This is a genomic window from Nocardia sp. SYP-A9097, from assembly GCF_009649815.1.
Classification (GTDB): domain Bacteria; phylum Actinomycetota; class Actinomycetes; order Mycobacteriales; family Mycobacteriaceae; genus Nocardia.
The window spans coordinates 673,440-686,384 of record NZ_WJIC01000002.1 but is presented as its reverse complement, the minus strand read 5'-3'; the positions used below and the strand labels follow the sequence as shown (position 1 = coordinate 686,384).

Here is a 12,945-nt window from a genome sequence, read left to right as displayed (position 1 = left end):
TTGTGCGGCTAGGTGTACTCGATGTGGGAAGCAATACCGTCCACCTGCTGGTGGTGGACGCGCATCGCGGTGGCCACCCGATGCCTATGAGCTCTACGAAGGCCACTTTGCGGCTGTCGGAGAGCATGGACGATCAGGGCCGGATCACGCCCGCGGGAGCTGCGAGGCTGACCGCGACTGTGGCCGAGTTCTCGAGTATCGCAAAGACTTCCGGCTGTTCGGAGTTGATGGCGTTCGCCACTTCGGCGGTGCGTGAGGCGGCCAATTCCGAAGAGGTGTTGGCCCGCGTGCGCAGTGAGACCGGAGTCAATCTGCAGGTCTTGACAGGAGCCGAGGAGGCCGCGCATACGTTCCTGGCGGTGCGCCGCTGGTACGGCTGGAGCGCCGGGCGGATTCTCAATCTGGATATCGGCGGTGGCTCGCTCGAGATGAGCAATGGCGCGGACGAGCAACCCGATGTCGCTCTCTCCTTGCAGTTGGGTGCCGGACGGCTCACCCGGGATTGGCTGCGGCACGATCCGCCGGGCAAGCGCCGGGTGGCGGTGCTGCGCGATTGGCTCGACGCCGAGTTGGTGCTGCCGTCCAAGCAGCTGCTGGAGGTGGGCCGCCCGGATCTGGCGGTGGGCACCTCCAAGACCTTCCGTTCGCTGGCCCGGCTGACGGGTGCGGCCCCCTCCGCCGCGGGTCCGCGGGTGCGGCGTACCCTCACGAGTTCCGGCTTGCGGCAACTGATTGCGTTCATATCGAGAATGACCGCCGCGGACCGTGCAGAATTGGAAGGCGTGAGTTCGGATCGGTCACAGCAATTGGTGGCCGGCGCGCTGGTCGCGGAGGCGAGTATGCGGGCATTGTCACTGGATACGCTGGAAATCTGTCCCTGGGCACTGCGTGAGGGATTGATCCTGCGAAAACTTGATACCGACCTGGGTAGCGAACCGATAGCTGGCGGCTCGAACGGCGGCCAGCCGGCCACGATCGAAACGGTGTCTCGATGACCGAGGATGTAAGTCAACTGTCCGTCGCCGAACTTTTGGCGCGTAATGGGCAGGGCGCGGCCCCCAATGCGGGCGGTGGTGGGCGCAGACGTCGGAGTGGGCGCGGCATTTCGGTCGCGGATCTGACCGGCGATATACCGGTGGTGCGGAGCGGTTCGTCTTCGCACGCGGCATCGGATGACGGGGGCGCGGCGCTCGAGGAGAGCGCTCCGGCTGCCCCTGCGCCCCAACCTAATTCGGGCGAATCGGACTATTCAAACTATCCGAACTACTCGAACAATTCTGATTACTCGAACTTTCCGGATTACTCGGACTTTTCCTACAGCTCGCCGACTCCGCAGGCCGACTATCCGGACTACTCCGGCTATACGGCCGCGCCCGATCCGGAGCCCGAGTACTCCCCACTCTCGGGTCCCATCTCGTATTACGACCCGCTGGCCGCCCCCCAACCACCCTCGCTACCCGAGCCGTCCGGCTACCAATGGCCGGGTGGCTCCGACCGTCCGAACGGCCATGCCGCCCCCGCGCCGGAACAGCCGCGCTCCGGCCGGCGCCGCAAGCCCGACCCGCTCGATGCCGATGTCTCCCTGGCCGAACTGGAAGACCCCGCCGCCGCCGTCCGTGAGGAGGGCGGCCGCCGCCGTCGCTTCGATCCGGACGAGGACACCACCGAGGTGCGCCCCTTCCACGGCGCGGGCCGCTCCGAGCCCCCCGCCGGAAACGACAGCGCCATGGGCGCTCTCGACAGCGCCGGGCGTTCCCGCCAATTCGACGCCGCCCCCGCCTGGTCGCCGGAACCGGTGCCGCGCACACCCAGCGCGCCCACTTTCGATCCCCTGGCCGCCTCGCTCGCGCCCCCGCCGACCCCCGCCGCCCCTGCGGCCCCGCCCATGTCCCGCTCGGCCCGCAGGCACGCCGAGGCGCAGCGCGCGGTCGAGGCCGAACGCCCAGCGCCCCCGCCCGCTCGGTCGGAGCCGCAGTGGCAGCAGCCGGAACCCCAGTGGCAGAACGATCCCCGGCGTCAGCCCGAGCCGTGGCAGCCCAGCGCCCCCCGGCGTCAGCCCGAGCCGTGGCAGCCCAGCGCCCCCCAGCCCGAGGCCGATTGGCAGCAGAGCGCGCAGCGCCCACCCCAGCCGCAGCAGCCCTGGCAGGACCAGGACCAATGGCATGACGACGAACCGGTTGCCCCGCAGCGGGACGAACCGCGCCGCAATGGCCGATTCGGTCGCGGTGCGGCCGAATCCGGCCGTGGCGCGGGCGAATCGGGCCGCGCGGCAGCGGAGTCCGGTCGTGGTGCACTGCCCGCGTGGTCGGCGCGAAGGCGTCAGTCGCCCGAACCCGCACCGCGCGAGCACGGCTCCATCCCGACCGCGGCCTGGACCTCACCGGATCAGGATCAGCAGCTGGTCTCCGGCGGCACGGTTGCCGGGGATCTGCTGCACAATGCGCTCGAGCTGGAAGACGAACGCGCGGAACGAGATTCGCGTCGCGTCGGCAAACGTCGTATCGGCGGTTCGCGCCGTCGCGGTCATGACGAGCATCCGGAGCCGGACGAGCACCTCACCGATGTCTACTCCCCGCTCGACGAGGACGACGACTACGACGACGAATATGACGACGAGCCACGGGTTTCCATGGCCGAGCGCTTTTCGGCGATCACCTCGAAATTCACCGCGCGCACCGGATCACTCACCGCCGGAAGGAAATCCGAGCCCGCCCGGGCGGCCGGTAACCGGCTCTCCACCGAGGACGAGAACCGCCGGCAATGGCTGGTGCTGGGTGGGCAGAGTGCCGGCGCCGCGGTCACGGGGATGTTGCTGTTCAAGGGTTTCGAGCGCATGTGGGAAATGCTCCCGTGGGTTGCGCTGGCTTTGGCGATGATCGTGATTCTCGGTTTGGTCGCGCTCGTTCGCGTATTGCGCCGCACCGACGACATTTTCAGCACTGTGATCGCCGTCGTCGTGGGCGTCTTTGTGACGCTGGGACCGCTAGCCTTTCTACTCAGTACGAACTGAGCAGGGAGCGGGCAGTGGGGAATAACACGCAGGGGGCGAACGAAAACCGAGCGGGCCGAAGGGAAGTCCGAATCGGACTCTCCACCGCGTCGGTGTATCCGGAGAACACGGAGGCGGCGTTCCGGTACGCGGCCGAACTCGGTTACGACGGCATCGAATTGATGGTGTGGGCCGAACCAGCCAGTCAGAGCATCTCGACGGTGCAGTCGTTCATGCACAAATACGATATGCCGGTGCTGGCCGTGCACGCGCCGTGTCTGCTGATCTCGCAACGGGTCTGGGGGTCGGACCCGATCGCGAAGCTCACCCGCAGCGTGCACACCGCCGAGGCGCTCGGCGCGGCCACCGTGGTGGTGCATCCACCGTTCCGCTGGCAGCGCCGGTACGCCGACGGCTTCACCGACCAGGTGGCGGAGCTGGAGAACGCCGGCCCGGTCGCGGTCGCGGTGGAGAATATGTTCCCCATGCGCGTCGACACGCTGTTCGGGCGTGGTGATCGGTCGATCGAACGGCTCGAGCGGCGCGGTGGTCCCGGACGGTCCATCACCACCTTCAGCCCGTCCTTCGACCCGACCGATACGGGTTTCCGGCACTACACGCTGGACAGTTCGCACACCGCGACGGCGGGTATGGATCCGCTGCTGCTGGCGGGCCGCATGGGCGCGGGCCTCACGCACCTGCACCTGGCGGACGGTCGCGGTGCCGCCACCGACGAACATCTCATTCCCGGTGAGGGCACCCAGCCGGTGGCAGAGCTCTGTGAAATGTTGCTGGCCAAGGGTTTCGACGGTCAGGCCGTCATCGAGATCAATACCCAGACGGCGCGTACCACCATGGATCGCGCCGCCATGCTCAATCGCGCCCTGACCTTCGCGCGCAGGCATCTCAATGGTGTCGCCCCGGCTCCGTCCGGCGCTCCACAGCCGGAGCCGACCGGCGTCAGTCGCGGCTGAAGTGATTCATCCCACGAGACGGTGAGTCGGCCGGTCCGTCGCTTGTACGCTGTACAAACCATTCAGTGGAGAGGACAGCGGATGACAGCGGAGTTGACCGTCGATCTGGACCGGGCGAGCCCCCGCGCCGACGCGCCCTTCAGCCGCGTCTGCACGGTCACCGAGCTCTCTTCGGACGATCCCGGCATCGGCCGCTACGCCGGCGTCATCGACCGCGTCTGGACCATCGGCAAGAAGCTGCACGGCGGCACCATGGTCGCCGGTAGCGCCGCGGCCGCCACCGAATGGCTGCGCCGCACCGCCCCCGAGCGCGCCGAGATGTTCCCCATCGCCGCCAGCTCAGACTTCCTCGGCGCACCTGATCCCGGCGAGGTGGAGTACGAGGTCCGCACCCGCAAGATCGGCCGCCAGATCTGCCTGATCGACGCGAGTCTCATCCAGAACGGCCGCACGCTGGTGCACACCGCCTTCACCTTCGGCCACCTGGACGATACCGCCCCGGTCTACTCCGCCGACCATGCCGGCGACATGCCCGCCGAGCCCGATGAACATGCCCTCGGCTACGACGACGACAGCCCGATGGGCAAGATCGTCCATGTGGCACAGGGCGCTTCGGTCGCCATCGACGCGAAGTGGGCTCGCTTCCTCGCCGGTGAAACCGCCGAACCTCGTCTGCGCCTGTGGATTCGGCCCTTCGACGGTGACGAACAGGATCCGGACGTCGCCGCTTTCTTCGCCATGATGGCCGCCGACATGTCCCCGCCCGTCCCGATGAACCTCGGCCACTTCGGTTGGGCCCCAACGGTTCAGCTCACCACGTACCTGCGCCGCCGCCCTGCTCCCGGCTGGCTCCGTGTCATCGCGCACGCCCGCGAAGTCGGCGGCCGCATGTTCGACGAAGACCAAATCGTCATCGATTCCACCGGCGCGATTATCGCCCAAAGCCGCCAGCTCGCCCTCATCCCGCAATCGCGATAAAGCCATTTCCCGCCGACCCACTAACCTGAATTCCATGACAAGAGTTGCGGTGATCGGTGGTGGCCGGATCGGGGAGGCGTTGCTCGCGGGGCTCCTCGAATCCGGGCGGGCGAGTAAAGATCTGGTGGTGGTCGAGCCGGTTCCGGCGCGCGGTGAGTTGCTGGCCCAGCGTTTCGGGGTGCGGGTTACCGATGTGATCGCCGATGCCGCCGTCGGCGCGGATCTGATCGTGATCGCCGTGAAGCCGCAGGATGTGGACGGTGTGGTCACCGAGCTGGCCAAGGCCGCGCTGGGCGAGCAGGAGAACGAGGCGGTCATCGTCTCGCTGGCCGCGGGCGTGCCGACCGGCAAGTTCGAGGCCAAGCTGCCCGCCGGTTTCCCGGTGGTGCGGGTCATGCCGAACACCCCGATGCTGGTGGGCCAGGGCATGAGCGCCATCGCGCCCGGCCGCTACGCCCGCAAGGAGCAGCTGGCACTGGTCACCGAGGTGCTGGAGTCGGTCGGCAAGGTCGTCACCGTCACCGAATCGCAGATGGACGCGGTCACCGCGGTCTCGGGTTCGGGTCCGGCGTATTTCTTCCTGGTCGTCGAGGCCATGATCGACGCCTCGGTCGGCATGGGCCTGACCCGCGATGTGTCCACCCAGTTGGTGGTGCAGACCATGCTCGGCTCGGCGGCGCTGCTGGAGGAGTCCACCCAGTCTGCCGTGGAGTTGCGCGCGGCCGTCACCTCGCCCGCGGGGACCACCGCGGCGGGATTGCGGGAACTGGAGCGGGGTGCGGTGCGCTCGGCCTTCCACGAGGCACTGAACGCCGCAAAACGCCGTTCCGTCGAACTGGGCGCGAGCGCTGATTAGCCCTACTTCCCAGTAGCCAGTTTGCTGCCGGAGTCCGACTCGCCCCAGCAAAGGCTGATTTCTCACACCCGTCGCAGCAACACCACTGGTCCCGCTAAGCTTCAAGGAGCACGTGCGTGTCTGTTCCGCCGGTGGGGAAGCCGGCGGCGCGGGCGTGCCGGAGGTCAGTGGCGCAATGATGTCTGGAAACAGTCAAGCGAGGTCCGCGAACACCCCAGTCAGCGCAGTCGGCGGAAACGTTCTCGGTGGTGGAACCCAGTTCCTCACCGTTGCCGAAGTGGCGAATCTGATGCGGGTATCGAAAATGACGGTGTACCGGTTGGTGCACTCCGGTGAGCTGCCCGCGGTGCGGGTCGGTCGCTCATTCCGGGTGCACGCGAAAGCCGTGCACGACTATCTGGAGACGTCCTACTTCGACGCGGGGTGATCCCCGCGGGTTCGAGACGTGACGACTGATTTCGTGCGGTCCGGGTAACTCCCCGGGTACCGCCGAAATCGTCGTCGCGCCTAACCGCCGCCACGCATGCGTGGCGGTCAGCGGCACTCGGCCGGGCGCTGAAGGTTCGGGGAGGCGGTACAGCCCACCCGTTTCGTTCGCTCGTCGGTGGCCCGGTAACATGAACCGGCATCCTGTACGTGCCGGTGGTGCCGTCGGGCCCATGTCGGTCCGTTACGGGTAGGACTGTGCAGGGTTGAAAGTGTGCTCCCCGCGAAGGTGGGGATGACCCGAGAGAACGCGAGGAACAACCCTATGGGTTCTGTGATCAAGAAGCGCCGCAAGCGCATGTCGAAGAAGAAGCATCGCAAGCTGCTTCGCCGCACGCGCGTTCAGCGCAGGAAACTCGGCAAGTAAGCGCTGCGTCGTAGCTGGAAGCCCGTCACCTCGGTGGCGGGCTTCCGCTTTTTTTACGGTGACAGAACTCATCGTTAGATCCTGGTTAATACCCTTCGGGCAGCCCCCGTCTCGCGGTTACCCTTGGAGCGCGGGAAAACTAGAAATGGGGGCATGCGAGTGGGATCCGGTGTGACAGGTTCAGGCACCCGGGACGGTTCGGCGCCCAAGATCGTGTTGGTAACCGGTGCGAGCCGGTTCTTCGGTGGCAATGTGGTGGCCCGGCTGGCCGCCGATCCCGCCATCGAACGCATTATCGCCGTGGACGCCAAGCAACCGAGCCGGGAGTTGTTGCGCCGCATGGGCCGGGCCGAATTCGTTCGCGCCGATATTCGAAATCCGTTGATACGCAAGGTGATCGATGGTAACCAGGTGGATACGGTGGTGCACCCCGCGGCACTGTCGCGCCCGCCGTCCGGTGGGGGCCGGGCGGCCATGAAGGATATGAATGTCCTGGGCGCCATGCAATTGTTCGCGGTGTGCCGCAAGGCCTCCAGTGTGCGGCGCGTGGTGGTGCGTTCCTCTTCCGCCGTATATGGCTGCAGCGCCAAGGATCCGGTGAAATTCACCGAGGAAATGAGTGCGCGTACGCCACCGCGCGGCTGGTTCGCGCGGGACATGATCGAGGTGGAGGGATTTGTGCGCGGTTTGGCGCGCCGCCGCCCCGATATCTGCACCGCGATATTGCGTTTCCCGCCGATCGTGGGACCGCAGCTGGCGAATCGCGGTGTGCAGTATTTCCGTTCGCCGGTGACGCCCACTATCCTGGGTCGGGATCCGCGTATGCAGCTGCTGCACGAGGAGGATGCGATCGCCTCGCTAACCCATGCCGCGCTGGCCGCTCCGGGCGGCACCTTCAATGTCGCGGGTGACGGCGCCATGGCGTTGTCGCAGGCGATTCGCCGGGCGGGCCGGCTGGAAATGCCGGTGCCCTACGCCATGTTCCGTACCATCGGCCGCACGCTCATGGGTCCGGTGATGCGGGAGTTCACCGCCGAACAAATCGATTATTTTCATTTCGGCTGCGGTCTGGACACCACCAGAATGCGCAGCGAACTCGGTTTCGAACCGCGCTGGACCACAGTGCAGGCTTTCGACGACTTCATAGGGGGCGCAGCGTTGCGGCCCGTGATCGATCCTCGCTGGATCGACGCCGCAGAGAACAAACTTCTCGGCCTGCTCGGGGCCGGGACGGGAGCACACCAATGAGTGATGTAGCGAAGGTGATTCGACTTCACGACGTGGATATCGAGGCGCGGCATCGGCCGTCGCGCGTCTGGCCGGGGGAACGGGCCCTCGAGCCGGTGACCTCGCTGACCGATCGGCTCGCCGAAGTCGAAGCGCGCCAGCCGAAATCGCTGAGCGAGCTGTTGCGAGGGGCGGTGGTCGAAGGGGTCGGCCGTACCGCCGATTTCGCGCGCCGCCGGCTCACCGGTGACTATCAGGTCGACGAATTCGGTTTGGACGAACACCTTTTGGAGTCGGTGATCCTGCCGCTGCTGCGCCCGCTGTCGGAGCTGTGGTTCCGGGTAGAGGTCAGCGGGATCGAGAATATTCCGGAGGCGGGCGGCGCGCTCATTGTCGCCAATCACGCGGGCACCGTGCCGATCGACGGCATGATGTTGCAGCTCGCGGTACACGATGAACATCCCAAGCAGCGCGCGCTGCGGCTGCTGGCCGCGGATCTCATTTTCGAAATGCCGCTCATCGGCGGAATGGCGCGTAAGGCCGGACACACCCTGGCCTGCCCCGCCGATGCCGAAAGGCTTTTGCGCGCAGGCGAAGTCGCGGGCGTATTCCCGGAAGGCTACAAGGGAATCGGCAAGCCGTTCGGTGACCGGTACAAGTTGCAGCGTTTCGGCCGTGGCGGGTTCGTCTCGGCGGCGGTGCGCACCGGTGTGCCGATCATTCCGTGCTCGATTGTCGGGTCGGAGGAGATCTACCCGAAGATCGCCGATATCAAGCCGCTGGCGCGGCTGCTCGGGATTCCGTATTTCCCTGTGACGCCGACCTTTCCGCATCTGGGCCCGCTGGGCGCGATCCCGTTCCCGTCGAAGTGGTACATCGAATTCGGTGAGCCGATTCCGACCACCGAATACGAGCCGTCCGATGCCGATGATCCGATGACCATGTTCGAGATCACCGATCAGGTCCGCGAAACCATTCAGGGCACGCTGTACAAGAATCTCACCAAACGCCGGAATCCGTTCAGCGGCTAGAGATTTCGCGCCGACGAAAAGTATCGGCCCGATCCTGTTGGACCGGGCCGATTTTCGTGTTTCAGCTGGCTTTCGCGTCGCGTTTGCGGCTGATCACCGCGGCCGCCGCGCCACCGGCCGCGCCGAGTGCGAGTGCGGTGGGCACACCGACTTTCGCGGCCTTTCGGCCGGTGCGGAAGTCGCGAATCTCCCAGCCCCGGTTCTTGGCGACCTCGCGTAGATCGGCATCGGGGTTGATGGCCACGGCGGTGCCGACCAGCGAGAGCATCGGAACGTCATTGTGGCTGTCGGAGTAAGCGGTACAGCGCTTGAGGTTCAGGCCCTCGCGAATGGCCAGGGTGCGGACCGCGTGCGCCTTGCCGAGTCCGTGCAGGATGTCGCCGACCAGGCGGCCGGTGAAAACCCCGTCATGACTCTCGGCGACGGTGCCCAGCGCGCCGGTGAGCCCGAGTCGCTTGGCGATGACCTGCGCCAGCTCCACCGGGGTGGCGGTGACCAGCCACACCTGCTGTCCGGCATCGAGGTGCATCTGCGCGAGCGCGCGGGTGCCGGGCCAGATCTTGTCGGCGATGATCTCGTCGTAGATCTCCTCGCCGAGGGCGGCGAGTTCGGCGGTGGGGCGGCCCGCGATGAATTCGAGCGCCCGCTCCTTGCCGCTGCTCATATCGGCGCTGTTCTCTTTGCCGGTGACCCGGAATTTCACCTGCTTCCAGGCGATATCGACCAGGTCGGAGGTTTTGAAGTACTTGCGTGCGGCCAGGCCGCGCGCGAAGTGCACGATGGACGCGCCCTGCACCATGGTGTTGTCCACGTCGAAGAACGCGGCGGCCGTCAGGTCGCGCGGTATCGACGGACGGGGCTCGTCGTAGAGCAAGCGCGGGGAGGCGGAGCGCAATTCGGCGTCGTGCAGCGCGAGCGCGGCATCGGCGCTGGCCTCGCCGGCCAGATTGGCGCGGACCTCTTCTTCGCTGGGCCCGAACGGGCTGCGGGTGATTCTGGTGAACTGGTCCTGCAGACCCTGTCCCCAGCGGGCCGGGAATTCCCCGAATCGGCCCGCGATCAATCCCGACCGCGAGTCCTTCGAACCCGTTCCGGCCTCTTTCGATCGTTCCGGCACCAGTACCTCCGCCTGTTTTCGCCGCCACATTTGAGAGTCCGTGACCAATCCGGTTGGTGCATGCACCGGCATAGTCCACAGTAACGCCCAGCGGTGACGTGGACGTAGACGGCGAACGACATGACGGGTGTTGAATATTCGATATGAGCGATCCCACCCATTCGGTGACCCTGCTGACGCGCAATGGCTGCGGACTCTGCGCGGTCGCGCTGGAGCAATTACGGCCGATCTGCGCCGATTTCGGTGTCGAGATCGCGATCGTGGACGTGGACGAGGCCGCCGCCACCGATCCCGGCCTGCGCGCGGAGTACGGCGACCGGCTGCCGGTGGTGCTGTTGAACGGCCGCGAACACAGCTATTTCGATGTGGACGAGCCGCGCTTACGCGCCGATCTCGCGCGCTGAAACAGCGGGTCGTCCGGTTCGATCCCCAGTCCGCCCGACGCCGCCCCGTAACCGGGTGTTCGAGTGTTCGATTCCCGGCGCGTTGCATGGCGGGTTCCCGTTTCGCGGGGTTGAATGATCCCGGGGCAGGAGGCCCCCCGCAAAGTGACTGAATTCACCGACTTTGTGCAGGGCTTCACAAGCGGTTACGGTGGTGGCACGCAACCCGCTCTTATGCGGAAGCGACCCCGAACCCCAGACTCGACCTCGTCTGTTATGACCGCCCCGTTGACGGTCACCGGCGTCGGGTCGACAAAAGAACCCGGACACTCACCCCCGGCCGGACGAGGAGCGCAAGCGACGTGACAGAGCAGCATGAGACGCCGCAGAGTGGTGTCTCCGGCAAGGCTCTGCAGAAGGACATCCCGCAGGCCACGGTGGCGCGTCTGGCCACCTATCTCCGAGTTCTCGCCGTGCTCGCCGACGATGGTGTTGCCATCGTATCGAGTGAGGAACTGGCTGTCGCGGCGGGTGTCGGTTCCGCCAAGTTACGCAAGGATCTTTCCTTCCTCGGACCCAATGGCGTGCGCGGTGTCGGGTACGACGTGATCAAGCTGCGCGACCGTATCGAGGATGTACTCGGGCTCTCCGAGGGACACCGGGTGGTGCTGGTCGGTGCGGGTCATCTGGGCCGCGCACTGGTCGGTTACGGCGGTTTCCGCCGTCGCGGCTTCGCCATGGTCGGGCTCTTCGACAATGACCCGGCGGTCATCGACACCACGGTGTGCGGGCTGCCGGTACGCGATGTGGCCGAATTGACCGATGCGGTGGCCGTATTGGCACCGACCATCGCGGTCATCACCACGCCGGACGCCGCCGCACAGGGCGTCTGCGATCGGCTGGTCGCCGCGGGCGTGTTGTGCATTCTGAGCTTCTCGCCGGTGGCGCTGGACGCGCCGCCGCACGTGGAGGTGCGGCGGGTCGATCTGGCGGTGGAGATGCAGCTGCTCTCCTTCGAGCTCGCCCGCAACGCGGAGGCCGCACCGGAACCGGTGGCCGCCGTGGGCGATTCGGTGGGCGTGATCTACACGCCGGAGGCAACCAGCAAGGGAGCGGTGGTCCAGCCATGAGTGTGCTTCTCGTCGGGATCTCACATCGCAGCGCACCGGTTGCGGTGTTGGAGAAGATCGCGATCACCGAGCACGATCGGCCCAAGCTGACCGAGAAGATGCTGGCCTCCAGCCACGTCTCCGAAGCCATGATCGTCTCCACCTGCAATCGCGTGGAGATCTACGCCGTCGTCGATGCCTTCCACCCCGCGCTCGGCGAGATCAGCGAATTGCTGACCAAGCACTCCGGGCTGCCATTGCCCGAACTCACCAAGCACGCCTACGTCCGCTACGCCGAGGCCGCCGCCGAACACCTGTTCGCGGTGGCCTCCGGACTGGATTCGATGGTTATCGGCGAGCAGCAGGTGCTCAGCCAGATCCGCGCCGCCTACGCCGCCTCGGATTCACAGCAGGCCGCCGGGCGCACGCTGCACGAGCTGGCCCAGCATTCGCTGCGGGTCGGCAAGCGGGTGCATTCGGAGACCGGGATCGACCGCGCGGGCGCGTCGGTGGTCTCGGTGGCCCTGGATCGTGCACGACTGGTGCTGGGTCCGCTCGAAGGCCGCACCGCGCTGGTACTCGGCGCGGGAGCCATGGGCGGTCTCGCGGTCGCGCAGCTGGCGCGGGCCGGGGTCGCTCGCATCATTGTGGTGAACCGGACGCTGGAACGCGCTGAGCGGCTTGCCAATACGGCCACCACCATGCACGGCGTCGCCGCCGAGGCGATGGATATGGAGCGTCTGGTCGAGGCGATGGCCGCGGCCGAGGTGGTCGTCACCTGTACCGGCGCGGTCGGCACCGTGGTCAGCATTGCCGATGTGCACCATGCGCTTTCGGCTCCCGGCGCGAGTGAACAGCTGGTCATCTGCGATCTGGGGCTGCCCCGCGATGTGGATCACGCGGTGGCCGGGCTGCCGGGCGTCACCGTCATCGATATGGAGACGCTGCAGCGCGATCCGTCGGCCGGCGCGGCCGCCGGCGATACCGCCGCCGCACGCACCATCGTCGCCGACGAACTCGCCAAATACCTTGCCGGACAGCGTATGGCCGAGGTCACCCCGACCGTGGCCGCACTGCGGCAGATGGCCGCGGATGTGGTCGAGGGCGAGCTGTTGCGCCTGGATTCGCGACTACCCGAACTCGATGCCGCGCATCGCAAAGAGGTGGCGCGCACCGTGCGCCGCGTCGTCGACAAACTGCTGCACGCGCCGACGGTGCGGGTCAAGCAGTTGGCCTCCACACCCGGCGGGGACAGCTATGCCGAGGCGCTGCGCGAGCTGTTCGAACTCAAACCCGGTGCGGCGCAGGCGGTTGCGGCTCCGATGGAGATCTCCACACCGGCCGGTGCGCTGGCCGATGATTTCACCGCCGCCCATTCGGGGGACGAACAGGGGCTGACCGCATGACCGGAGCGATGGTGCAGGACAC

At 66.7% G+C, this 12,945-nt stretch carries 13 protein-coding genes; 12 read left to right on the top strand and 1 reads right to left on the bottom strand.

Going from position 1 to position 12,945, the window contains the following annotated elements; all coding sequences use genetic code 11:
- Positions 1–2 precede the first annotated feature (2 nt).
- From GFY24_RS06650 to GFY24_RS06610, 9 genes are all read left to right on the top strand, one after another.
- The gene (locus GFY24_RS06650) at positions 3–995 is read left to right on the top strand and encodes a Ppx/GppA phosphatase family protein (RefSeq protein WP_309230538.1); all 993 of its coding nucleotides are present in this window, start codon (positions 3–5) and stop codon (positions 993–995) included.
- Positions 992–3,010, top strand: a complete 2,019-nt coding sequence (locus GFY24_RS41685) for a hypothetical protein (protein ID WP_228566087.1) — start codon at positions 992–994, stop codon at positions 3,008–3,010. Before GFY24_RS06650 ends, GFY24_RS41685 begins: the two co-directional genes overlap by 4 nt.
- A 71-nt stretch (positions 3,011–3,081) precedes the next feature.
- Positions 3,082–3,963: a sugar phosphate isomerase/epimerase gene (locus GFY24_RS06640; RefSeq protein WP_309230567.1), complete on the top strand. Its 882-nt coding sequence runs from the start codon at positions 3,082–3,084 to the stop codon at positions 3,961–3,963.
- A gap of 81 nt (positions 3,964–4,044) precedes the next feature.
- Complete coding sequence (locus tag GFY24_RS06635) at positions 4,045–4,941, top strand: thioesterase family protein (RefSeq protein WP_153804020.1); 897 nt, start codon at positions 4,045–4,047, stop codon at positions 4,939–4,941.
- A gap of 34 nt (positions 4,942–4,975) precedes the next feature.
- Complete coding sequence (gene proC, locus GFY24_RS06630) at positions 4,976–5,797, top strand: pyrroline-5-carboxylate reductase (RefSeq protein WP_153804019.1); 822 nt, start codon at positions 4,976–4,978, stop codon at positions 5,795–5,797.
- 175 nt (positions 5,798–5,972) lie between these two features.
- The gene (locus GFY24_RS06625; protein ID WP_228566073.1) at positions 5,973–6,224 is read left to right on the top strand and encodes a helix-turn-helix domain-containing protein; all 252 of its coding nucleotides are present in this window, start codon (positions 5,973–5,975) and stop codon (positions 6,222–6,224) included.
- Positions 6,225–6,548: 324 nt separating this feature from the next.
- The gene (locus GFY24_RS06620; RefSeq protein WP_003402602.1) at positions 6,549–6,650 is read left to right on the top strand and encodes a 30S ribosomal protein bS22; all 102 of its coding nucleotides are present in this window, start codon (positions 6,549–6,551) and stop codon (positions 6,648–6,650) included.
- Positions 6,651–6,803: 153 nt separating this feature from the next.
- Complete coding sequence (locus GFY24_RS06615) at positions 6,804–7,898, top strand: NAD-dependent epimerase/dehydratase family protein (protein ID WP_153804018.1); 1,095 nt, start codon at positions 6,804–6,806, stop codon at positions 7,896–7,898.
- Positions 7,895–8,908 carry a lysophospholipid acyltransferase family protein gene (locus GFY24_RS06610; protein ID WP_153804017.1) on the top strand — a complete coding sequence of 338 codons (1,014 nt, stop codon included), beginning with the start codon at positions 7,895–7,897 and terminating at the stop codon, positions 8,906–8,908. Before GFY24_RS06615 ends, GFY24_RS06610 begins: the two co-directional genes overlap by 4 nt.
- 61 nt (positions 8,909–8,969) lie before the next feature.
- Here GFY24_RS06610 and GFY24_RS06605 read toward each other — a convergent pair whose 3' ends face one another.
- On the bottom strand, positions 8,970–10,025 hold the full coding sequence (locus GFY24_RS06605; RefSeq protein ID WP_375336003.1) for an HAD family hydrolase: 1,056 nt from the start codon (positions 10,023–10,025) through the stop codon (positions 8,970–8,972).
- A 143-nt stretch (positions 10,026–10,168) separates the two neighbouring features.
- Between GFY24_RS06605 and GFY24_RS06600 the strand changes: the two genes are divergently transcribed.
- From GFY24_RS06600 to GFY24_RS06590, 3 genes are all read left to right on the top strand, one after another.
- Positions 10,169–10,429 carry a glutaredoxin family protein gene (locus tag GFY24_RS06600; RefSeq protein ID WP_153804016.1) on the top strand — a complete coding sequence of 87 codons (261 nt, stop codon included), beginning with the start codon at positions 10,169–10,171 and terminating at the stop codon, positions 10,427–10,429.
- 341 nt (positions 10,430–10,770) lie between these two features.
- A complete protein-coding gene (locus GFY24_RS06595) occupies positions 10,771–11,538 on the top strand; it encodes a redox-sensing transcriptional repressor Rex (protein WP_309230537.1) in 768 nt (255 codons plus the stop codon).
- Positions 11,535–12,923, top strand: coding sequence for a glutamyl-tRNA reductase (locus tag GFY24_RS06590; RefSeq protein ID WP_153804015.1), 1,389 nt, complete (start codon positions 11,535–11,537; stop codon positions 12,921–12,923). Before GFY24_RS06595 ends, GFY24_RS06590 begins: the two co-directional genes overlap by 4 nt.
- Positions 12,924–12,945 lie beyond the last annotated feature (22 nt).